The organism is Corynebacterium sp. 51B, from assembly GCF_008930785.1.
GTDB classification, from domain to species: Bacteria; Actinomycetota; Actinomycetes; order Mycobacteriales; family Mycobacteriaceae; genus Corynebacterium; species Corynebacterium megadyptis.
Map to the genome: position 1 here is coordinate 68,201 of NZ_PQMK01000001.1, position 22,827 is coordinate 91,027.

At 63.6% G+C, this 22,827-nt stretch carries 19 protein-coding genes; 2 read left to right on the top strand and 17 right to left on the bottom strand.

Annotation, left to right across the window (positions count from 1 at the left end):
• Positions 1-7: 7 nt before the first annotated feature.
• The 14 genes from cbiE to GBB14_RS00375 all read right to left on the bottom strand — a co-directional run bounded on the left by cbiE (position 8) and on the right by GBB14_RS00375 (position 16,486).
• The gene (cbiE, locus tag GBB14_RS00310) at positions 8-1,186 is read right to left on the bottom strand and encodes a precorrin-6y C5,15-methyltransferase (decarboxylating) subunit CbiE (protein ID WP_151528794.1); all 1,179 of its coding nucleotides are present in this window, start codon (positions 1,184-1,186) and stop codon (positions 8-10) included.
• 15 nt (positions 1,187-1,201) lie between these two features.
• Positions 1,202-1,921, bottom strand: coding sequence for an SDR family oxidoreductase (locus tag GBB14_RS00315; RefSeq protein ID WP_151528793.1), 720 nt, complete (start codon positions 1,919-1,921; stop codon positions 1,202-1,204).
• Positions 1,921-3,027 carry a Xaa-Pro peptidase family protein gene (locus tag GBB14_RS00320; protein ID WP_225976567.1) on the bottom strand — a complete coding sequence of 369 codons (1,107 nt, stop codon included), beginning with the start codon at positions 3,025-3,027 and terminating at the stop codon, positions 1,921-1,923. The genes GBB14_RS00315 and GBB14_RS00320 overlap by 1 nt, the downstream gene beginning before the upstream one ends.
• Before the next feature lie 90 nt (positions 3,028-3,117).
• Positions 3,118-5,919 carry an RNA helicase gene (locus GBB14_RS00325; RefSeq protein ID WP_151528791.1) on the bottom strand — a complete coding sequence of 934 codons (2,802 nt, stop codon included), beginning with the start codon at positions 5,917-5,919 and terminating at the stop codon, positions 3,118-3,120.
• 59 nt (positions 5,920-5,978) lie between these two features.
• A complete protein-coding gene (tatC, locus tag GBB14_RS00330) occupies positions 5,979-7,127 on the bottom strand; it encodes a twin-arginine translocase subunit TatC (protein WP_151528790.1) in 1,149 nt (382 codons plus the stop codon).
• A 91-nt stretch (positions 7,128-7,218) separates the two neighbouring features.
• On the bottom strand, positions 7,219-7,533 hold the full coding sequence (tatA, locus tag GBB14_RS00335) for a Sec-independent protein translocase subunit TatA (protein ID WP_151528789.1): 315 nt from the start codon (positions 7,531-7,533) through the stop codon (positions 7,219-7,221).
• Between the two features lie 2 nt (positions 7,534-7,535).
• A complete protein-coding gene (locus GBB14_RS00340) occupies positions 7,536-8,537 on the bottom strand; it encodes a YafY family protein (RefSeq protein ID WP_151528788.1) in 1,002 nt (333 codons plus the stop codon).
• Positions 8,538-8,541: 4 nt separating this feature from the next.
• Positions 8,542-9,558, bottom strand: a complete 1,017-nt coding sequence (locus GBB14_RS00345; protein ID WP_151528787.1) for a YafY family protein — start codon at positions 9,556-9,558, stop codon at positions 8,542-8,544.
• The gene (gene pafA, locus GBB14_RS00350; RefSeq protein WP_151528786.1) at positions 9,555-11,069 is read right to left on the bottom strand and encodes a Pup--protein ligase; all 1,515 of its coding nucleotides are present in this window, start codon (positions 11,067-11,069) and stop codon (positions 9,555-9,557) included. The genes GBB14_RS00345 and pafA overlap by 4 nt, the downstream gene beginning before the upstream one ends.
• Before the next feature lie 9 nt (positions 11,070-11,078).
• Entirely contained in the window at positions 11,079-11,267 is a 189-nt protein-coding gene (locus GBB14_RS00355) for a ubiquitin-like protein Pup (RefSeq protein WP_370451569.1), read from the bottom strand.
• 12 nt (positions 11,268-11,279) lie between these two features.
• Positions 11,280-12,779 carry a depupylase/deamidase Dop gene (dop, locus tag GBB14_RS00360; protein WP_151528784.1) on the bottom strand — a complete coding sequence of 500 codons (1,500 nt, stop codon included), beginning with the start codon at positions 12,777-12,779 and terminating at the stop codon, positions 11,280-11,282.
• Positions 12,776-14,311, bottom strand: a complete 1,536-nt coding sequence (gene arc, locus GBB14_RS00365) for a proteasome ATPase (RefSeq protein WP_192796097.1) — start codon at positions 14,309-14,311, stop codon at positions 12,776-12,778. Before arc ends, dop begins: the two co-directional genes overlap by 4 nt.
• 44 nt (positions 14,312-14,355) lie before the next feature.
• Positions 14,356-15,195 (bottom strand): tRNA (adenine-N1)-methyltransferase, encoded by an 840-nt coding sequence (locus tag GBB14_RS00370; protein ID WP_151528782.1) that lies wholly within the window; start codon positions 15,193-15,195, stop codon positions 14,356-14,358.
• 46 nt (positions 15,196-15,241) lie between these two features.
• Positions 15,242-16,486, bottom strand: coding sequence for a M18 family aminopeptidase (locus GBB14_RS00375; protein ID WP_151528781.1), 1,245 nt, complete (start codon positions 16,484-16,486; stop codon positions 15,242-15,244).
• Positions 16,487-16,552: 66 nt separating this feature from the next.
• Between GBB14_RS00375 and GBB14_RS00380 the strand changes: the two genes are divergently transcribed.
• Complete coding sequence (locus GBB14_RS00380; protein ID WP_151528780.1) at positions 16,553-17,419, top strand: RecB family exonuclease; 867 nt, start codon at positions 16,553-16,555, stop codon at positions 17,417-17,419.
• Between the two features lie 15 nt (positions 17,420-17,434).
• On the opposite strand, the gene GBB14_RS00385 is transcribed toward GBB14_RS00380, so the two are convergent.
• Positions 17,435-18,385: a LysR family transcriptional regulator gene (locus tag GBB14_RS00385; protein ID WP_151528779.1), complete on the bottom strand. Its 951-nt coding sequence runs from the start codon at positions 18,383-18,385 to the stop codon at positions 17,435-17,437.
• A gap of 91 nt (positions 18,386-18,476) precedes the next feature.
• Between GBB14_RS00385 and GBB14_RS00390 the strand changes: the two genes are divergently transcribed.
• Positions 18,477-19,604 carry a TDT family transporter gene (locus GBB14_RS00390; RefSeq protein WP_151528778.1) on the top strand — a complete coding sequence of 376 codons (1,128 nt, stop codon included), beginning with the start codon at positions 18,477-18,479 and terminating at the stop codon, positions 19,602-19,604.
• Here GBB14_RS00390 and GBB14_RS00395 read toward each other — a convergent pair.
• Together GBB14_RS00395 and aspA are read right to left on the bottom strand one after the other, a co-directional pair.
• Positions 19,601-20,911 (bottom strand): anaerobic C4-dicarboxylate transporter, encoded by a 1,311-nt coding sequence (locus tag GBB14_RS00395; protein ID WP_151528777.1) that lies wholly within the window; start codon positions 20,909-20,911, stop codon positions 19,601-19,603. The genes GBB14_RS00390 and GBB14_RS00395 overlap by 4 nt on opposite strands.
• 406 nt (positions 20,912-21,317) lie before the next feature.
• The gene (aspA, locus tag GBB14_RS00400; RefSeq protein ID WP_151528776.1) at positions 21,318-22,757 is read right to left on the bottom strand and encodes an aspartate ammonia-lyase; all 1,440 of its coding nucleotides are present in this window, start codon (positions 22,755-22,757) and stop codon (positions 21,318-21,320) included.
• Positions 22,758-22,827: the final 70 nt, after the last annotated feature.

Here is a 22,827-nt window from a genome sequence, read left to right on the forward strand (position 1 = left end):
TGTCTTTCTATTTGCTTACACGCCACTGCCATACAGGATAGGCCGGCTTATAGGCGGTGAAGGAACCGATCGAGGTTTCGTTTTCAATCGCGATGCGCCGCAGTGTGCCGCCGTAGTCTCGTTTCAGCTGCCAGAGCTTGTCGACGCTTTCTGCCGTCACCGCATTGGCCACCAGTCGCCCGCCTGGGCGCAGGGCCGCCCACGCCGCTTCCCAGACTCCCTCGGCGGTCAGTCCGCCGCCGATGAAGATGCAGTCGGGAGAGTCACTACGCAGTAGCGCATCGGGGGCGGCGCCGCTGATGTCTAGCTGGGGCACGCCGAGGGCGCGGGCGTTGGCCGCGATGCGCTCGGCGCGCTGCGGATGGCTTTCGAAGATGCGGGCGCGGTTACGGGGATCGAGTCGCAGCCATTCGATGCTGATTGATCCGGAACCGCCGCCAATGTCCCACAGCAGCTCCCCCGCTCGGGGCGCGAGCGCGCACACGGTGAAGGCACGAAGATCTTGTTTGGTCAGCTGCCCGTCATGGTCGTAGTTGTCATCGGGCAGCCCGGGGGCGAGCGTGCGCGCCGCCCGTGCCGGCGGTTCGACCGCGATGACGGCAAGGCCGCTGTCTTGGGCCGGTGGTGCGGCGGCAGTGCCGGTGGTGATGCACTCGTGTGCCGCTCCGAGATCAGCGAGCACCGTCACGGCCGTGTCCTCGAGACCGCGGTCGCGGAGATAGTCGCATATCGTGGCCGCGGAGGAGCGATCGCGCCCAAGCACGAGGAAGGGCCGGGCCTGATCCACCAGCACTCCAATGCTCGCGACATCGCCGGTCACCAGCGAAGTGTGCGGGGTGTTCTGCTGCGCCCAACCGAGACGCGCACAGGCCATAGCGAAGGAGGACACCGCCGGATAGATGCGCAGCTGCACCTCCGGCACCTCCCGCTGCAGCGTGCTGGCAATGCCGTGGAAGAGTGGATCACCGCTGGCGAGCACAGCGACGCGCTGCTGCTGCAGCTCCGCGATCATCCCCGGTAGGGCGGGCACGAGCGGTGAGGGCCAGGCGCGGGTGGCGGGTGCATCGACCAGCGCGAGCTGGCGAGTTGATCCCAGCACAATCTCGGCGGAGTCGAGGGCGGCACGCGCGGCGGGGCTGAGCGAGGACAGCCCCTCGGCGCCGATTCCGATGACATCAATGATCACAGAAGCTGACCTTTCTTAACGCGGCATCCGCCGCCACACTGGGCGCGGGACCAGAGACATGATCCATGCCAGCAGGCGCAGCCGACGCGGCACCCACACCGTGGCGCTGCGGCCGCGGGCAGCCAGCACCGCCTCGGCAACCTGATCGGGGGTGGATGATAGCGGCGCCGGCGACATGCCGGTGGTCATGGAACCGATCACAAACCCAGGGCGGGCAGTGAGCAGATGCACCTTCGTGCCATGCAGCCGATCAGTGAGTCCTTGGCAGAAGGCGTCCAGGCCGGCCTTGGTGGAACCGTAGACGTAGTTGGCGCGTCGGGCCCGCCAGCCGGCAATAGAGGAAAAAGCGTAGATGGTGCCCGAGCGCATCACATCGGCCAGCACGGTGAGCATAGATACCTGCGCCACGTAGTCGATGTGGGCGATCTCGGCGGCGTGCTGCTCCTCGTGCTCCGCGCGCTCTTGTTCACCGAGAATGCCGAAAGCGACGATGGCATCGGTAATCGCCGCTCCCCCTGCCTGTTCAACGAGGCGGCGGTGCGAGTCCAGCTCCGTGGCATCCCACTCGATGATCCGCACGCTGGCGGCTCCCAGCCGGCGGAGCCGCTCGGCTACCGGCTCGATTCTTTCCGGGGATCGCCCGGCCAGCACAACGGGCCGTCCGCGGCAGAGTCGGGCCGCCATCTCGCCGCCGATATCAGAGGTGCCGCCAAGCAGCAGAAGGGTCTCTGACATCAGTGATCCTCGGGGTGCGCGCCGGAGCTATCGGGATAGAGATTCCGGGGCCGGGTGTTGAGCACGCGCACCCCGTCATCGTCTACCGCCACGATGTCTTCGATGCGGGCGCCGAAACGCCCGCGCAGGTAGATGCCCGGTTCCACAGAGAAGCACATACCCGGCTGGAGTACGAGATCATTGCCCGCGATGATGAAGGGCTGCTCGTGTACCTCAAGCCCGATGCCGTGGCCGGTGCGGTGGAAAAAGGCCTCGCCATAGCCCGCGGCCTCGATGATCTCCCGCGCGGCGGCGTCGATGTCTGCTGCGCGCACCCCGGGCGCAATGGCGGCGATGGCCGTGCGCTGCGCCCGATCCAGCACGGAGTACATCTCCGCGACGTCGGCGTCGATCTCGCCTACCGCGTAGGTGCGGGTGCAGTCGGAGTGATAGCCGCTAGGCATAGTGCCGCCGATATCCACGACCACGATGTCGCCGGCCTGCAGGCGGCGATCGCAGAAGCTGTGGTGCGGATTCGCGCCATTGGGCCCAGAGCCGACGATGACGAAGTCCACGGTGCTATGCCCTGCGCGGAGGATGAGCGTGTGCAGCTGCTCGGCGATAGCGCGCTCACTCACGCCCTCCTTCAGCAGCGCGGGCACCTGCGCGTGCACCTCATCGATGGCGGCTGCGGCCTCGGCGAGCCACTCGATCTCGATGTCTTCTTTGACCACGCTCAGCTCCGGAAAGGCACTATCGACCCCACGGATCGGCCGGTCCATAAAGTGCGCTGCATGCGCGAGGGGCATCTGCTCACTCAACGCCAGTGGGGCGTCGCTGGCGGCATCGCCGAATACCTCGTGAACCATGCCATAGGGATCCTGCCCATCGCGCCACCCGCGGACGGTGACGGAGGCGGGTGCCTCGTGAGCGTCCACTTCGGGGATCACCACCACGGGCTCGCCGTGGGCGGGAATCACCAGCGCGGTGAGTCGCTCGTGGGTATCGAACCCGAGGCCGGTGAAGAAACGAAACTCTCGCCCCGGGCTGGCCACCAGCGCGGCATAGCCCTTCTCCGCGATGAGCGCCTGGGCGCGTGCAATACGTGCTGAATAATCGATACTCACTACAGCCTTCACCTTACTTCTTCATGGGCACGGGGATAATGTGCGGTGCTGCCTGCCCACTACCTTAGGCGGGCGGCGGCGACAAGCGTGCTAGGTGCCCACCGCCACCACGCCGCGCCGCATGGCGTCGATGGCCTGCCGTGCAGCCCGCTTGGTCTCCTCGTTATAGCCGGTCTTGCGCACCTGCTCGAGCAGATCCGCGACCTGGCGCACCTGGCGCACGAAATCGCCGGGGGTCAGCTCGGCGCCGCACTCATTGGCCGCGGCGAGGCAATAATCCAGGGGCGCGCCGGCGCTCCACTGATGGATCGCTAAGGCAAAGGCCGCATCCGGTACCGCCGTCTGGTCGAGCTGGTGGCGCTTTTCATCCACAACCAGCTCATCCCACACCCGCATCGTGCCGTCGATAGCGGCCGCGAGCGCATCGGTCGGTGCTTGCGGGTTGCCCTGGCCCGGCTTGCGGTTCTCGAAGCTGGCGCAGCTCGCTGCCCCCGCCAGCTCAGCGGGGTCGAGGCCATCCCAGATTCCGCGCCGCAAACACTGGGCCACGAGCAAATCGGATTCGCTGTGGATATGCGCGAGCTTCTCGCCTTCCTCGGCCACCACGGGCTCCCGAGTCTCGGGATTGAGTTCGACATAGTCCAGCTCAGTGAGCAGCCCGAGAATCCGGTCGAACTTTTTGCCGAGGCTGTCGGTGGCGGTATCGATGCGCGTGCGCAGCTTATCGACGCGACGCTGCGCCTTCGCCGACTCCATGGCGATCGCCACCAGATGTTCGCGCTCCGGATAGCGATGCGCGGGATGCTCAGTCAGCGCCGCGCGGAGAGCATTAACCTTCTTATTCGGGCGGGTGCGCACCCGCATCCGCTTGGGCCGGGCAAAACCTCCGTGGCGCAGCTGTCCGGTCAGCTGGCTGCGCTGCTTCTTCGAGGCTTTGCCGTGCACGATCGCCCGCGGCAGCCGCATAGTGCCCAGCCGCTCCGGCGCCATGCCCACCGCCTCCGAGTCGATGCGACCCATCCAGCCGCTTTCGAGCAGCACTAGCGGGGCTGGGTTATTAGCGAAGCGAGCCTTTTCAATCACGACCGCGAGCAGGGGCTTCTTTTGGCCTGGCACGGCGATGACTTCGCCCACCTCGAGCCGCCGCAGAGTGGCGTCTGCCTCCTGAAAACGATCGAGCAGCGAGGCACGTTTGGCCTGTTTTTCCTCTTCACTCAGCCGCTGCCGCAGTGCGGCATAGTCACTGAGCTGCTGGGCGGCCTCGGCCGCGGGAATATCGAGCTCGACATCCTCGAGGCTGCGTTCGAGGGTGGTGCGCGCCTCCTCGAGGCGCTTTTCTGCTCGCTGTAGCGAGCGAACCTCCTCCACCACGGTCCCATCGGCCTGGAACTGGGCAAAGGACTGCTCGATGAGGGTGAGCGCTGCCTCATAGCCTTGGGTGGCCAAGAGGTTCACGCTCATGTTGTAGCCGGGTTCGAATGTGGAGTTGAGCGGATAAGTGCGGGTGGAGGCCAGCCCTGCCACGCGGTGCGGATCCATCGCGGGCTGCCACAGCACCACCGCATTACCCACCGTGTCGATACCGCGGCGACCGGCGCGGCCGGTGAGCTGAGTGTATTGGCCAGGGGTGAGATCCACATGTCCTTCGCCGTCAAATTTCACCAGCTTTTCCAGCACGACAGTTCGTGCCGGCATATTGATACCAAGCGCTAGGGTCTCTGTGGCGAAGATGGCTTTGAGCAGCCCCCGCGAGAAAAGATCCTCCACGATGTGCCGGAACGCGGGCAGCATGCCGGCATGGTGCGCGGCAAAGCCCCGCATTAGCGCCTGCTTCCAGCGGCGAAACTGCAGGACTTCGAGATCGTCGGCGGGAATATCCGCCACGCCGGCATCCACGGCTGTGGCGATGGCCTGTGCCTCCTCCTCATCGGTGAGCACCAGCTTGGAGCGCAGGCACTGGTAGAGGGCGCCATCGCAGCCGGCACGAGAGAAGATAAAGGTGATCGCGGGCAGCATGTCGTGATCCTGCAGCACCCGCAGCACCTCGGGGCGAGCGAGGGGGCGATAGGCGTCCTGGGAGCGCGTCTGGCCCGAGCGGCGGGCCGAACGGGCGGGCGCACCGCGGGAGCTCGCCCGATTCCGGAAGGAGCCGGAGCGCGGAGCAGCTGGGGTATCGGCGCGGGATTCGAGCTTGGTGATTTTTTCCACCAGGCCGCGATTGACCTCGGGATCCTCCGCGCCATCGCCTTTTTCGAAGAGCGGAAACAGCCGCCGGCCCACGAGCATCCACTGATCCAGCGGCACGGGGCGGGAATCGGTGACGATCACATCGGTATCGCCGCGCACGGTGCGCATCCATTCGCCAAACTCTTCCGAGTTGGACACGGTGGCAGATAGCCCGATCACGCTCACCCACTCGGCCAGGTTGAGGATCACTTCCTCCCACACCGCGCCGCGGGAACGATCGGCGAGGAAGTGGATCTCATCCATCACCACATAGCCCAGCCGCTCCAATGCTGGGGAGTCGGCGTAGAGCATATTGCGCAGCACCTCGGTCGTCATCACGAGGATGTCTGCGGAGCCGTTAATAGAGACATCGCCGGTGAGTAGCCCCACCTCTTCTTCGCCATGAATGGCGACGAGATCGTGGAACTTTTGATTACTCAGGGCCTTGATGGGAGTGGTGTAAAAGCATTTGGTGCCGCGAGCCAAGGCGAGAGAGACCGCGAACTCCCCCACGATCGTTTTGCCCGCGCCGGTGGGCGCACAGACCAGCACGCCACGCCCGGCCTCGACTGCTTGGCAGCCCTCGATCTGGAAATCATCGAGCTCGAATCCGAGTTCCGCGGTGAACACTCCCAGATGAGATAAAGGATCAATCTTTAGCGCCATGCACCCCACTTTAAGGCATGTCCGCGACACCAGCCGCGGGCACCCAGTGCCTAGCGGAACTAGAGGACGTCATCGAAGTGCGAGGAGGGCGCACTGCCATAACTGGAGGAGGGTTCTTGGTCTCCCGGCTGGCTGGGAGTGACCTGTCCCGGTTGGGCAATCGGATTCGGCTGGGCGACGCCACCTGGCTGCGAGATAGCCCCGGCATTGTGCACCGGCGCTGTCGGCGCTGTGGGGCGCACCTGCGCGGTGGCGGAGGGATCCGCGATCGGCTGCGGGGCATCAACCCCACCAGGCTGGGTGGACAGCGTCGAGGCGTGTTCATCGTCCACATCCATCCAGTCGGGGCGCTGCTTTTTCCGACGCTTGTCATTGAAGCGGGTGAACTGCAGCGCTCCCTCGACGAGCAGGATGAGGCTCAGGGCGAGAACCACCATGGAGAAGGGATCCTGGCCGGGGGTCATCACAGCCGCAAAAATGAAGAGCAGCACGATGATGATGCGGCGCTTATCTTTGAGCTGATCATAGGAGACCACGCCCATGATGTTGAGCAGGCCCAGGATGAGAGGCACCTCGAAGCTGATTCCGAAGATCAGCACCAGAGCCAGCAGGAAGCGGAAATACGAGTGGGCGTTCAGGCCCGCCACAGCCACATCGGAGGCCATGGTGATGAGGAATTCAAGCCCGATGTCCACGATGAAATACGCCAAGCAGGCACCCACGATGAACAGGGTCACGGCCAGCACCACAAAGGTGACCGTCCACTTGCGCTCGTTCTTCTTCAGCCCAGGGGTAACAAAAGCCCATAGCTGGTAGAGCCAGACTGGGGAGGCCAACACGGCCCCAGCCAACGCACCGACCTTCATGCGCAGCAGGAACATCTCGAAGGGCGAGGTCACCAATAAGCGACATTCATCTCTCATGGTAAAGTCCGCTCGCAAATCTGGATCCACACTGCAGTAGGGGCCGCGCAGAATCTCGCCGAGAGACTGGATCGGCCCCACACTCACTTGGAACCAGGCGAAGCCCACCACCGTGCCGATGCTGAACGCGATCAGCGAGATGATCACGCGCGTGCGGAGCTCGCGGATGTGATCCGACAGCGACATCGTGCCGTCGGGGGATTTCAGTGGTTTCCGGCGCTTCGTCTTGGTGCGGCCGGCAGTACTCACCGCGCGCCGCGGAGAGCCGGGAGTGGAGCTGCTCATATGGATAGAATTCCTCTTCAACCCAGATAATGAACAACCGCGCGCACCACCACCACAGCTACTGGTGGCGGTCGCGCGCGGCGGCGGTTAACTAGCCCTGCTGGTTCGGGTACTGCTGAGCGGCAGGATCGGGCTGCGGTTGCTGCACCGGCTGGGGCTGTTGGACGCCCTGCGGCTGCTGCATATAGGCACCATTAACCGGCTGCTGGCCCTGCTGCGGAAGCTGCTGTTGCTGGGGCTGGGCGGGCTGGGGGTTATCGTCGTTGCTCATCTCCTTGACCTCGGACTTGAAGATGCGCATGGATCGACCCAAGGATCGGGCCGCATCCGGCAAACGCTTCGCGCCAAAGAGGACAAGGATGACGAAGACGATAAGGGCAATTTCCCAGAAGCCTAGAGTTGGCATAGTTACCTCTCAGTAGCTGTCGGTGACGTGTGGTCGTTTATGAACTGATCATACGCGTCGAGTGCAGCACGGGCGCGCACGAGGCTCGCTTCTTGTACCACCGCCGGCGAGGAGATTCTCACATTCTCCCCCAGCGATGCCACGAAGCAATAGAGCCAGTGCGGATGCAGCATGCGCACTGTGGCTGGATACCATCCGTCGATAGGCTCCAGCTGAAGCTGTACAGGATAGTATTCTGCCACCCATAGCGCTTCTTCTTTTAACTGGATGCGTACGTCTTCCCCCGAACTCGTGAGATCGAAGGGATCATCGGCGTCCAGGGTGACGATGCTGGGGACCTCCCGCGCCAGGTCGAGCACGCTCGCGCTGTGGGCACGGTCGGCGCGAAAGGTGCGCTCAGCAGCGCGGTCGTGGTCCCAGCCACGCACATAGGAGTGGCCATCGTGATCGAAGATGGCGACGGGGCTGATGGTGCGCAGCTGGGGCTCGGCGTCGAGCGCCCCGGAGTAGCTGAAGCGCAGCTGCTTATCCACGGCCACGGCGTGGCGCACCGTGGCGAGAAAATCTCGTTCCGCGGCGGAAAGGCTCTGCTCCACATCCATCACTGGCGCCCCAGCGGCGCCGAGCGCGATGCGTAGTTTCTCGGCAGCTGAGGTGATGGAGTCCACATCGGCCACCGAGCCACGCGATTCCAGGGCTTCGAGGGCGAGCAGCAACGTGCCCGCCTCACTGGTGGTGAGGTTGAGCGCTTTGTCCATGCCCTGGCTATTGGTGATGGTCACGGACTTAAAATCCGTTTCGAAATCCACCAGGTTATCGGGCATCAAACCCGGGGTTCCACAGCACCACAACCGGCGTAGATCGGCGGCGATCTCACCGGGTGAGCGGCCCAGATCGGCGGCGGCCTCAGCGATGGTGGTGTCGGGATGCGCCTGGAAATAGGGAATGAGATTGAGCAGGCGAACGAGATCATTGACCCGCTCGCCGGTGTGTGCACGGGCCATGAGATCAGTGTCCTTTCGCGGTGTCTGGGTCGAGGGACTCCTGGGTGGCTATGAATCCACGCAAGCGGTGCGTGATGGCCTCGACGGCCTCCGGCGGCGAGGTGACCAGCACCTCCGGCGCCTCACCTACCGCGGTGGTGACCAGCCAGTTGAAGTCCACACCGCTGAGGCTATAGTGCCCAGGCTCTGTTTCCTCCGCGGCACGCAAGAGTTCGGAGCTAAAACTGGGAGATTGCTGTAGCACCAGGTGGGCGTCGACAAGCGGCTGGCGAAAAGACAACAGTTCGGTGATGATCTCCGCGGGCGTGGTCTCGGCGGGTGGCTCGTGGGTGCGCGGGCCGTTAGCGGCGATGTTATCGATACGGCTGATACGAAACGCGCGTGGGGCCGCGCGGTCGAGATCGAAACCGAGCAGGTAGATGCGGCCGCCGACTGGGGCGAGTGCCCAAGGATCCATGGCGCGTGGCTGCGGGTCGGCGCCGACATGACGGTAGTAATCGAAGGTGATGGACAACCGGCGATGGCACACCCGCACTAAACGCTCGAAGGTGGTGGTACTGAGCGTGGATAGATCACTCACACTGGTGTACTCCCCTGCTGGGCTGAGCTCTCCGCGCTGCGCCCCGCCGGCGGCGATCTTGGTCCAGCCGGAGCGGGCAAAGGTGGCGAGCTCGCCGCTCATGCCCTGCTCCCCCGCGAGCGCCAGCACACTCGCTTCCTCGGGGGTGAAGGTCATCTCCGGCAGCGAGTAGCGCGACTCCACGAGGCGGAAGCGCTTGGTGTTGAAGATATCTTCCTCAGAGACGATGGGCACGCCCACAGCGCGCAAGACCGCGCGGTCGCGCTGGAACATCTTGTCAAAGGCGGCATCGCTTTTGTTCTGGTATCCGGACACATGGGCGCGGATCCATTCCTTGCTCAGCCCGCGGCCCTGGGCCGGGGCATTGAGCAGAGCGAAAGTGAGGTTGATGGCTCGTTCCAGAGCCTCTTCGCTAGCCGTACGCGTACTGGAGGAACTCATAGCCTCAGGTTATCGCGTTGGCGGCAGCAGTGTGCGCCTTCACACAAAGGAAAATGCTTCTCCATATAGGCGATGAGCGCATCCACGTCCGGATCGGTCGTGGCGAAAGGATCGCCGAGCTCCACCAGCTGCGGCTCCGGTCGCGAGACTTTCATCCGCATCCAATCCACCGCCACCGGCGCGGCCCGGGTATAGGCGGCGTCGAGGAAACGGCCCCGCAGATGGGCGCGGGTGGTCGTCGGCGCGTGGAACATCGCGGCGTCAATGGCTTCGTCGCTCGTCCAGCGATTGATCAGGCCTTTGCGCTGCAGCAGCAGCGCCAGCCCGCGATCGGGGGCGATGTCGTGATAGGTCAGATCCACCTGCGCCAAGCGGGGATGATCCAGTCCACAGCCGAGACGCGTTTGATAGCGCTGCAGCAGGGAGCGCTTGATCACCCAGTCGATATCCCGCGAGACGGGGGTGAAATCTCCGGTGTCGAAGCAGGTAATCACCTTCTCCCACAGCTCGACGACCCGCTCGAGTTCGGCGTTCGGCTCGGGGCGCTGCTGCAGCCACTGCTGGGCGGCGTGGAGATAGATGCGCTGAATTTCGAGCGCCGGCAGCGTGGAACCATTGCGCAGCGGCACGGCGGCGGCCCCGCTGAGATCGCGGGAGATCTCGCGAATCGCGCCCACCGAGGATTCCAGCTCCACATCGGGTAGCGGCATGCCTGCCTCAATGAGTTCGAGCACCAGCAGCGTGGAGCCGAGCTTGAGGGCGATGGTGGGCTCGGCCATGTTAGCGTCGCCGACGATCACGTGCAGCCGCCGGTAGCGCTTGGAATCGGCATGCGGCTCATCGCGGGTGTTGATAATCGGCCGGGTGCGGGTGGTGGCCGAGGACACCCCCTCCCACACGTGGTCGGCGCGCTGGGACAAGCAATAGCCGAGCGAGAAATCATCCGCCTGCGGCAGCCGTGGGTGATGAATCATTCCGGCGCCGCAGATGAGCTGGCGGGTAATCAAAAAGGGCAGCAAGGTACGCGAAAGCACCTTCAGCGAGGTTTCCCGAGAAACAAGGTAGTTCTCGTGGGCGCCATAGGAGTTCCCCCGCGAATCCACGTTGTTTTTGAAGAGATAGATCGAGCCGGGATAGCCCATGGTCTCGAGGCTCGTTTGGGCCTGCTCGGCCAGCTGATTGACCAGCCGATCACCGGCGATGTGATAGTTGATCAGCTGCTCGATGGAGTCGCATTCCGCGGAGGCGTATTCGGGGTGATCGCCCACATCCAGATAGAGCCGGCCGGCATTGCGGGTGAAGATATTCGTGGAAGAAAAACGCTCACGGATTGGCCGGTAGAGGTGGCGGGCCACCTCGTCCGGGGTGATCTCGCGGCAGCGCTGGCCTGGGGCGCAGCGGAAACTCACACCGTATTCGGTTTCAATTCCCATGATGCGCCGCAGAATCGCGGACTCGACGGATTCCGCTGCTGCGTGCTGCGTCTCTGGCGTGCTATCCCCGTGTGTCATTGTGCTGGCCTACTGTCCGCCCTTTTGCACATAGGCGCGCACGAATTCTTCGGCGTTGTCCTCGAGCAGGTCGTCGATCTCGTCGAGCAGCTCGTCCGTGCCCTCGGTGGTGATGCTCAGCTGGCCGAAGCCGCTGTCCTGGTTGTTTTCTTCTGGCCCGCCACCGGGGGTGGTGATCTGTTCTTGTGCCATCGTCACTGTCTCCTTGAGTTAATCGGGGTTGATCATTCGTGCCGCGGCGGCGGCTGTGGGCTGCTCGAAGGCGGCGGCGGTATCGGCGTGGGTATATCCATCGACGGCCACCATCGGCACCGTGAGCATCGCCTCGCCTTCGGCTACCACCACGCGGTCCCAGTTGGCGCCGACGACTTCATCGGGATAGCGCGTCATAAACATCCCGCGGGTATAGGCGCGCGAGTCCGTGGGCGGCTCATAGGCGGCGCGGCGGATGGTCTCTTCATCCACTAGGGTGCGCATGCGTTGTTTGCGCACCAATGCGTGATAGAGCGAGGTACGCGGGTCGATATCGCTATATTGCAGATCTACCAGCGCAATCTTGGGATCATCCCAGCTGGCCCCGCGTGCCACGAAGCCCTGCATGAGCGCGTACTTGGCTACCCAGTCCAGTCGGTCCGCTGCCGCCAGCGGGTTGGTGGCAAGTAAGTCCGCGGCCTCATCCCACTCCGCGAGCAACCGCTTATTGACGCCATCTCCCACCGCAGCAGCCGCACGGCGGCGGTACTCGCCGAGGATCTCCAGCGCCGTGAGGCTCCGGCCGTCGGCGAGCTCGAGGCGGTGGCTGAGCGTGAGATCACGGGATACGGCCGAGACCTCGGCCACAGGATGTGCGAGAGCCAGATCGCTGAAGCATTCGCCGCGCTGAATGGCGGCGATGACCAGGGAGGTCATGCCGAGCTTGAGGAAGCTCGAGATCTGCGACATAGACGCATCGCCGATGATCACGTGCAGCCGGCCATAGTGCTCATCGTCGGTATGGGACTCATCGCGGGTGTTGATGATGCCGCGGTTGAGCGTCGTCTCCAAGGAGATCTCTTGTTCGATATAGTCGGCGCGCTGGCTGATCTGGAAGCCCGGCTGCTCACCATGGGTCCCCAGCCCCACTCGGCCGGCGCCGGTGATCACCTGACGGGTGACGAAGAAGGGAATGAGCGCGGCCGCGAGCTCATCGAAAGGCACGGTGCGGGAATAGCGATAGTTCTCGTGGGCGCCATAGGAGGCGCCCTTGCCGTCCACATTGTTTTTATAGAGCTTCAGCGGCGGGCAGGGCTCGTGCTTCTCCAGCGCGCTCACCCCAGCCTCGCTCAGCTCCGCCACTGCGGCGATGGCGTCGAGCGCCACCCTATCCCCCGCTTGGTCGAAGACCATAGCGTCTAAGGGGTCCGCGGTCTCTGGCGAGGACACCTCGGGGTGGGCGTGATCCACATAGAACCGGCCGCCATTGCCGAGCACGAGATTGGCCACTCCGAGCGCGTGAGGGTCGATCCTCGGCGCGGTGTGATAGCGGCGCAGATCAAAGCCGCGGGCATCGCGCAGCGGGGTTTCTGGTCCGAAGTCCCATTGGGTGCCGCGCCGCGCACCCCGCGAGGTGGCATATCCCACCACCGCGTGCGTGGAGGAGATAATCGGGCTCAGCAGCGGTGCGCTGGGGGTGGAAATACCGTACTCGGTTTCGGTGCCGATGAAGATCACGAGAGCACCACCTGGGCCTCCACCACGCGCGCACCGTGCCGGCCGGTAATCCGCGCCCACTCATCGGGGTTGGAGGTATTGGGCAGGTCCTCGTTTTCCTTCATCTCCACCCGCACGGCCTCGCGGAGGTGCTCGGCAGAAATGCCGCACACTGTGTCCTGGGGATGCGCCAAATGCTGCTTGATGGCCAGCTTCTTGGCGCGGTCCACGATATTGGCGATCATGGCGCCGGAGACGAAATCATTGGTGTAGAGAGTCTCCTTGCAGCCATTCGAGAGCGTCAGCACCACATAGGGGCGCGGAGTAAAGAGCTCCTCAGTGGCGAGGCTAATGAGCTCCTCGCGCTCGCACGCCAAAGGAATGGTGTCGGTGATATAGCGGCTAAAGATCTCGCGGGCCTGCTCCTTATTCGGCCGGGACACCTTGATCTTCACATCCAGACGGCCAGGGCGCAGGATCGCGGGGTCAATAAGCTCCTCGCGGTTGGTGGCGCCAATCACGATCACATTGGCCACCGACTCCACACCGTCGAGTTCCGCCAGCAACTGCGGCACCACGGTGGTTTCCATATCCGAGCTGCGCCCCGATCCGCGGGTGCGGAAGATGGATTCCATCTCGTCGAAGAACACGATCACGGGGCGACCCTCGCTGGCCAATTCTCGGGCGCGCTCGAAGATCAACCGAATCATGCGCTCGGTCTCGCCGACGAACTTATTCAGCAGCTCCGGGCCCTTGACGTTGATGAAATAGGAGGAGCCGACCTCCCCAATGCGCGCCGAGAGCGAGTTCGCCACGGCCTTGGCAATAAGGGTCTTGCCACAGCCAGGCGGGCCATAGAGCAGCACGCCCTTGGGCGGGTGCAGATCAAAGTGCTTATAGAGCTCGGGATGGGTAAAGGGAAGTTCCACGGCATCGTGGATCATCTCGATCTGCTCATCCAAGCCACCGATATCGGTATAGGTGACATCTGGGATCTCCTCCAGCGCCAGCCGGTTGATCTCCGTGTGCGCCACGACCTCCAGCGCCATGAGGGCACGGGAATCATAGAGCACCGTGTCACCCAGTTTAACCGCGCCGGGCTCGCGCAGCGCTTGAGCCACGGTGAGCACAGCGTTGTCGCTGGTGGTGGTGCTAATCAGGATGCGGGAACCATCCAATATTTCCGACACAGCGGCTAATTGGCCGGTGGTTTGAGTGCCGCACACCTCAACCACCGCGGAGCTCTCCCCCAGCCGCACCAAGGCGCCGGGCACCAGCTCGGATGCAGCGACCTCGGGGCTGACCATCAACCGCATCCGGCGTCCGCCGGTGAAGACGTCCGCGCTGGAATCCTGATAGTCGGCGTCAAGCACGACCCCATAGGTACTGGGAGGCTGGGCCATGGATTCCATCTGCTCGTTGAGCAGGGCGAGTTTATCGCGCGAGGACTTTAACAACTCCACGAGCTTAGTGTTTCTGCCGGCCAGCTCGCGGTTGATGCGCTGGAGGTGGCGGACCTCAAAGGTCGTCTCCTGAGCGTCGGTGGTCAAAATAGACGCATCTCCTCTAACAGTGTGTCGTACTTTTAAGGCATAGCTTACTTGCGGGCGCGGCGCTGCGGTCGAGGAGGGGTCACTCCATCCGCCAATTTGCGGGTCCACACCAAAAACGCGGTGTGGGCATTCATGCGGTGCTCGGGCCGCGTGGCCAAGCCTTCCACCTTCCATTCGCGCACCAATGACTCCCAGGCGCGTGGCTCGGTGAAGCACTTCTTGTCCCGAATGGCCTCCATGATCTTCATTAACTGCGGCACCGTGGCCACATAGGTCATGAACACCCCGCCCGGCATGAGCAGCTCAGCGACATTGTCGATGCACTCCCAGGGCTCGAGCATGTCCAGGATGATGCGATCGACGGGCCCATCGGTGTCCTCGGGGCCCACCGTGGTCATATCCCCCAGCCGCAGCGACCAGTTCTTCGGGGCGGTGCCGCCGAAGTATTCACTCACATTGTTCTGGGCGACCTCTAGGTGATCTTCTCGGATCTCATACGAGATCACCTCGCCTTCATCTCCGACAAAGCGGAGCAGCTGCATGGTCAGCGCTCCCGAGCCGGCACCGGCCTCCAGCACGCGAGCACCGGGGAAAATATCGCCTTCGATGAGAATCTGCGCGGAGTCTTTGGGGTAGATCACCGCCGCACCGCGTGGCATGGAGAGCACGTGATCCACCAGCAGGTGGCGGAAGCAGAGATACTGCCCGCCCTGCGGGGTGGTCACCACCGAGCCTTCGTCGAGGCCGATGATGTCATCGTGTTTGATCTGGCCCTTGTGGGTGAACATGCTCTCACCCGGGGTGAGCTTGATGGTGTGGTGACGGCGCTTGGGATCCGTCAATTGCACCCGGTCACCGGGCTGAAAGGGGCCGGAATAGGCCATGGCGATTGTGCTCCTTATAAAGGGGTATTACGGGCGAAAAGAACGTCTAGGACAGCAGATAGGCCTGCATTGCGGTGGCGAAGTTATCCACATCCACCGGTGCGGCCAGCTCGCGGGCGGAGTGCATAGACAGCATCGGGATGCCCACATCCACTGTGTCGATGCCTAAACGAGTGGCGCTGATCGGGCCGATCGTCGAGCCGCAGGGAACATCGTTGCGCCCCACGAACTGCTGGCGCTGAACCCCAGCGTCATGGCAGGCACGCTCCCACAGCGCCCAGGTGTGGGCGGTGGTGGCGTAGCGCTGATTAGCGTTGATCTTCGTCACCGGCCCCTGGCCGAGCTGCGGCAGATGCTCGGGGGCGTGCTTGTCTGCGTAGTTGGGGTGCACCGCATGTGCGGCATCGGCAGATAGGCAACTGGCCTGCGCCAGCATCTGGTGATACTCCTCCCGGCCGCCACCGAGGGCGGCGCAGAGCCGGCTCAGGACCTCTTCCAGCAGCGGCCCGCCGGCACCGGTGGGCGATTGGGAGCCCACTTCCTCGTGGTCAAAGGAGGCGAGCACCATGATCGAGTCCGGCTCTGCTGCGGCAGCCTGGCGCAGGGCGAGCAGCGAGGGATAAAGGCTGGAGAGATTATCGAGCCGGCCAGCGGCCAGCATGGACTGCTCGGCGCCCAGCAGCGCCGGGGGCTGGGCATCGACGGTGATGACATCGAAGCTGGCAATATCCTCTACCTTCACCTCGGCGCAGCGGGCGAGTTCTTCGAGAATCACGGCGCGGTCGGGGCGGCCGAATCCGGCGATGGGATGCAGCTGGGTTTGCTTATTCAGGGAGATATCGTTGTCGCGGCTTAAGTGGATGGCGAGGTGCGGGATACGGGCGATCGCCGGGGTGAGGACGAGCCGCGAGGTGGCGTCGTGAAGCACCAGCTCGCCGGCGAGGGCGAGATCCCGGTCCAGCCAGGAGGCGAAGATGGGTCCGCCATAGACCTCTACTTCTACTTGGTTCCATCCATGCTGGTAGCTATCGGCATGGGGCTTGAGCTTGAAGCCTGGCGAATCGGTATGGCTGCCGATAATGCGCAGCGGCGAGGTGGCGCTGGCCTTCGCCGGCACCCACCACGCGAGCAGCGCCCCGCCGCGCACGAGATAGTGGCCGCTGGGTGTGGCGTCGAAAGCCTGGCTGCGGTCATAGGGGCGGAAACCCGCTTCGGCGAGCAGCTCGGCGCCGCTGCGGGCGGCGTGAAAGGAACTTGGCGAGGAGAGCAGAAAGTCGCGGAATGAGGTCATGGCACTTAAGGATAGTGCCGCCTACTCCCCACGCTTGCGCCGGGAGGCTTAGACTACATAGTCACTATGGCACAGCTAGCACTTTCTCCCTCCCGCGCCTCGGACTACCAGCGCTGCCCCCTGCTCTACCGCCTCCGCGCCATCGATAAGATCCCCGAGCCCACCACCCTGCCCCAAATCAAGGGCACCCTGGTGCATGCAGTGCTCGAAGAGATGCATAAAGAGCAGCGCTCCAGCCGCGACTTTCCCTGGGCCGTGAAAAAGCTCAAGCCGCTATGGGCACAGATGGTGGAGAAAGACCCAGAGCTGCTGGAGCTGGTGCCCGAGGAGGATCTCTATGATTTCCTCGTGGAATGCCGCGCCCTGCTGCGGGGCTATTTCGAGATGGAAAACCCGCAGGGCTTCGACGCCAAGCAGTGCGAGATGTATGTGAACACCACCCTGCCCAATGGGGTGCCGGTGCGCGGCTTCATCGACCGAGTAGACGTCGCCCCCACAGGGGAAGTGCGCGTGGTGGACTATAAAACCGGCAAGAAGCCACTGCCCCGCTATTCCCACGACGCCACGTTCCAGATGCGCTTTTATGCCCTCGTGTACTGGCGCCTCTATGGGGTGATCCCACACCAGCTGCGGCTGATGTATCTGAAAGTGATCGACTCGCTCTTTCTCACCCCCTCCAAGGAAGAGCTGGAGTATTTCGAGCGGGATCTCGGTGAGCTCTGGGAGAAGATCCTCGCCGATGGCCGAAGCGGCACATTCCAGCCCCGCACCTCGAAGCTCTGCGGCTGGTGCGCGCATCAGTCCCTCTGTCCCGCCTTCGGTGGCACCCCGCCGGAGTATCCCGGCTGGCCTGGGCCGCAGGACACGCTGCCCCTGCACGAGGTCAGCGCCGCGCAGGACGCAGGCCAGAACGCCGTGCAGGACGCGGAGTAGATCGCACACGATGAGCTAGTCGCGCCGAATCCGCGGCGGCGCTTCCTGCGCGCTCACCTCGCGCGCTGCCCGCAGCATCAATGCTGCGGCTCCGCGCGGGCGCGATCCGGTGCGCCACAGCGCGCGTATAGGGCGGCGCAGCGTGGCATCAGCGATATCCACTTCCACCAGCTTTCCGCTGGCACAATGCTCGGCGACGCTGATTGCCGGCACCACGGCCGGAGCCCCCGTGCCGAGCGCGAGATTGATCTCCGCCATGGGGCTGCTCGCCTCCGCGACGGGAGGAGCCCACGGCACCCCGACGGCAAGGTCGAGGACCTCCCGCGTGCCGGAGCCAGGCTCGCGCAGGATCAGCGGGGTGCGTGTCAGCTCGGCGCGGCGCACCGAGACCGCTGTCGCCCACGGGTGATCGGGGCGCACGACGAGGCTGAGCCGATCCTCGCAGATCACGGAGGTGCTGAAGACTCGGTGGCCGCCGAGGGAATCGGGGACGGGAACATTCACTGACTCAATAAACCCGAGACTCGTGTGTCCCTGCGCCACGGCGGTGGCCACCTGATCGGAATTGACGGCGACCATTTCCAGCTGTGCGCGCGGATGGTTGCGGCGCAGCGTGGCGAACCAGCGTGGCAGGTAGTACTCGCTGACCGTCCGCGAGACGTAGACGCTCACTTTCGGCGCATCGGGACGGCGTTCGAGCGCGAGGGTATCGACCAACGCGGCCGAAGCCCCCAGGATCTCCTGGGCGGTCGCCTGCACTTTCTCCCCGGCGGCGGTGAGCCGAGTGCCCGTGGGGCCGCGCTGAAATAGAGTGACACCGAGCTCGCCTTCGAGCCTGCGCATCCGTTCCGAGACGGCCTGTTGGCTTAAGCCATGAGTGCGGGCCGCAGCCCCAAAGGAGCCCAAGCGGGCACTATCCACCAATATTTGGAGAGCGCGAAGATCGGGCAAATCACTGAGCGACATGCCTCGATGGTAGCTCCCACAGGCTGCGCTTGTGGCCACATCGGACGGAGCGGTCTACTCTCCGCAGCACCGTTTTGGCACAGTGGTAGAGGTGACTCAAGAAACAACCACCTCTCAGGCTCGACCTTCCCTGCCGCATGTCCGTGTTCTGGGCAGGCAGCGTCCCCTCCTCGTGCCAGGACCCGGCCCCGCCTGGTTCGGTGCGGTGATGGGTACCGGCATCCTTGCCAATCTCTTCATCACCGTCGGCGGCATGCGCCTACTCGGCGCTGTCATGCTCGTGCTGGGCTGGCTGATGCTGGTGGGCATCACCTTCGGGTTTTTCCACCGTTCCCGCCGGGATCGCGCCGTGCTCTTTTCTTCGATCACCGATACCGGCCAATGCACGGGCTGGGGCATGGTGGCCATGGGCTATCTCTCGGTGGGCGCGGCCACTCCGATGGTGTTGGGAGCTTGGGAGGCCCCAGCAGGGGTGATGGATGCCGCCTGGAGCGTGGACATGCTGATGTGGCTGACCGGAACCGCGATCGGCATCATCGGCGCCTTCGGCATGGGCTATGTGATCATCAGGAACCGCCTCGCCGAGCCTCGCCCTGTATGGGGGCTGCCGATCGTGGCACCGATGGTGGCGGCGACCACGGGCGCCTCGCAGGTGCCGCAGCTGGCGTCGACAGGCGCCAAGGTGTGGATGCTCATGGCATCCACGGCCTGCTTCTTCATCGCCCTCGTTTTGGCCTCGATCGTCTTTATGCTGTCCTATGTGCACGCGTGGCGACGCTCTCCCCTGCCGCCGGCGGCGCTCATTTCGGCATGGATTCCGCTGGGCATTATCGGCCAGTCGAGCGCGGCGGCGCAGGTGATCGCACTCCAGGCAGCATCTTTTGCGCAACCGGAGCCGGCTAGCCATATCCTGCATATCGCCGACGTCTATGGGCTGGTGATGATGCTGCTCGGCATTCCGATGCTGCTGGCCGCCTTCTATATCAGCTATAGCGGTTTCTTGAGCGCGATGCCGGTGCATCCCGGCTGGTGGGCGCTGACCTTCCCGGTGGGAACACTCGCGCTCGGCACCCACTTTTTGGGTATCCACATGCCGATCTTCAGCGCCCTCAGCCACGCCTTCTTACTGCTCCTCGTCTTCCACTGGCTCGTCGCCGCCTATGGTTCGGTGCGCAGCATCGTCGCTGCGCACCAGCATCGTAAAGGCGCCCCCAGCTAGAGGACGACGCTGCCGATGAGAAAGCCCAATCCCACGGCGAGGGCAATGCACACGGTGCCCGGTACGAGGAAGGGATGGTTAAACACTGCCTTGCCGATGCGGGTGGAGCCGGTATCGTCCATTTCCACTGCGGCCAGCAGCGTGGGATAGGTGGGCAGGATAAAGAGCGAGGACACCGCGGCGAAGGAGGCCACGGCCGTGAGCGGGGCAACGCCTACGGCCAGGGCGGCCGGCATGAGCGCCTTGGTGGTGGCCGCCTGGGAGTACAGCAGGGCTGCAGCGAAGAAGAGAATCACCGCCAGGCTCCAGGGATAATCGTTGAGGAAGTCCGCCGAGAAGGCCGTGATCTGCTCCAGGTAGTTATTGATAATGGTGGTGCCCAGCCAGGCCACGCCCATGACGCAGACGCAGGCGCTCATCCCGGCCTTGAACACCTGGGTGCCCACAATCTCTGCCGCCGGGATCTTGCACACCATCACGATGATGGCGGCGGTGCTGAGCATGATCGTCATAATCGCCTCATTACGCGGCAGGCTCGGATCGCTGATCAGCCCCACTTGCTCGGAGATGAGGGTGGCATAGACCATCACCAGCGCGATAGCGGCGAGAAAGATCAGCACCGAGGCACGCGCCCCTGCGGGAGCGGTGTAGTCCCGTGCGCCCTGTGGCGGGGAGACCAGACCTTGTTTCAGGCGGGACTGGTAGACGGGATCGTCCTCTAGCTCCTTCCCCGAGCGGTTGGCGAGGAAGGCTGTGGGGAAGATAGCGAGGAATGTCGCGGGGATCACTACCGCGAGCAGCTGCAGATACCCCACCCCGAGTGGCTCCATGATCGAGGCCATAAACACCACCGCTGCGGAAATCGGTGAGGCGGTGATGGCCATCTGCGAGGCCACGACCGCCACCGAGAGAGGACGCGAGGGGCGTACTTTGCCTTCCTTGGCCACCTCGGCGATCACCGGCAGGGTGGAAAAAGCAGTGTGGCCGGTGCCGGCGAGCAGCGTCATGAGATAGGTGACCACCGGTGCGTAGTAGGTCACCCGCTTCGGATTGGAACGCAGGACCTTTTCTGCCCAGTGCACCAGATAGTCCATACCTCCGGCGCGCTGCATCGCGGCAATAGCGGCGATGACGGCCATGATGATGCCGATGACATCGAAGGGGATGTCCTCTCGGCTCACGGGCACGCCCGTGGCCCCCAGCAGCAGCACGCCCAAGCCGCCGGCAAAGCCAATGGCGATCGAGCCGAGCCGGGCACCGAGGACGATCGCCGCGAGAACAATAAGGATCTGTAGGGCAACAAGCACGAGTGGCTCCTCACATCTTTGGGATGGTGCGCAGCGATGAGCGCAACCGCGCCTAGGGTTGCTGACACCGCTCGGCGCCTCCCACATTCAGCTGAGAGCTAGCAAAGCCCTCAGTACTACAACAGGTACGTACACGTGCCGTCTGTGCTGCGACAGGGGCCTTCACATCTCGTGGAGAAGGCAGGAGAGCACAGGCGGACACCGCATGCCTAGGACCGGTGCGAGGGAGATACGCAGCGGGCGAGCTCACGCCACAGCGCGCACGGAACATAGCTTTGAGGCATGCCGTAAAGGGGCAGTTGATGAGCCATCGATAGCGTGGCTCATCCCCATGCTCGAGACATCCTACCTCAACTGAGGGGGTGCGAGAAGAGGGTACTGCTCCCCTAACGCCCAGCAGGTAGAACTACTGCTGCTGGTGCTGCTGGTGCGCAGCCTTGAACTTCGGGTGCATGAGATTGTCCACACTTAGCACCTCGTCCAGTGTCTCCTCATCGAGCAACCCACGCTCCAGGACGAGCTCCCGCACGCTGCGGCCGGTACGGGCCGCCTCCTTGCCGATGAGATCGCCATTGTGGTGGCCGATGAAGGGGTTGAGATAGGTGATCACTCCAATGGAGTTATCCACGTAGCCGCGGCATACCTGCTCATTGGCGGTGATACCGGTCACACACTTCTCCCTCAAGGTGTCGCAGGCATTGCCCAGTAGCGAGATGCTCTCGAAGATCGCCTGGCCAATAGCCGGCTCCATCACGTTCAGCTGCAGCTGGCCGGCCTCGGAGGCCCAGGTGACCACGCTGTCATTGCCGAAGATCTTGAAGCACACTTGGTTGACGACCTCGGGGATCACCGGATTGACCTTGGCCGGCATGATCGAGGACCCCGCCTGCATCTCCGGCAGGTTGATCTCATTGAGGCCGGCGCGCGGACCCGAGGAAAGCAGGCGCAGGTCATTAGAGATCTTAGACAGCTTCATGGCGGCGCGCTTCAAGGCGCCGTGCAGCAGAACATAGGCGCCGCAATCGCTGGTGGCCTCGATGAGGTTCTCGGAGGCGGAGATATCGAGCCCCGTGACCTCGCGCATCGCTTCGATGATGGTGTCTTGATAGCGCTCGGGGGTATTGAGCCCCGTGCCAATGGCGGTAGCACCCAAATTCAGGGAGAGCAGCCGGTGGGCGGCTTGCTGGATCACCTCGTGCTCCTCGCCAAGATTCACCGAGAAGCCGGTGAACTCATCGCCCAGGGTCATCGGAACGGCGTCCTGGAGCTGGGTGCGGCCCATCTTGATCACGCCAGAAAATTCCTCGCCCTTGGCCGCGAATGCCTCGCAGAGCGCATCAATCTTGGCCACCACGTCCTGCACGGCCGCATAGACTCCGAGCCGGAAGCCGGACGGGTACGCGTCATTGGTGGACTGGCTCATATTCACATCGTCATTAGGATTGATAAAGACGTATTCACCCTTGTTCTTCCCGATGTGCTCGAGCGCGAGATTGGCCACCACCTCATTGGTGTTCATATTCACTGAGGTGCCTGCCCCGCCCTGGAAGACGTCGATCGGGAACTGGTCCATGGCTACCCCATGGTCCAGAATCTGATCGCAGGCCCACACAATGGCATCCGCCTTATCCTTTGCCAGCACCCCGAGCCGATGATTGGCCATAGCTGTCGCCTTTTTGACCATTACCATTCCCCTAATAAATTCAGGGATCTCATTAATGGTGGTGCCGGAAATCTGGAAGTTCTGCATCGCCCGAAGGGTATGCACGCCATAATAAGCGTCTTGGGGAACCTGCATTTCTCCAAGCAGGTCTTCTTCAGTACGAAAAGCGTAGGTCGAAGCCATGCGAACCCTTTCAATTCACTCGATTCTCTGTATATCCACCCCAATGGTAACGCCGCTTCTGGCGCGGCGA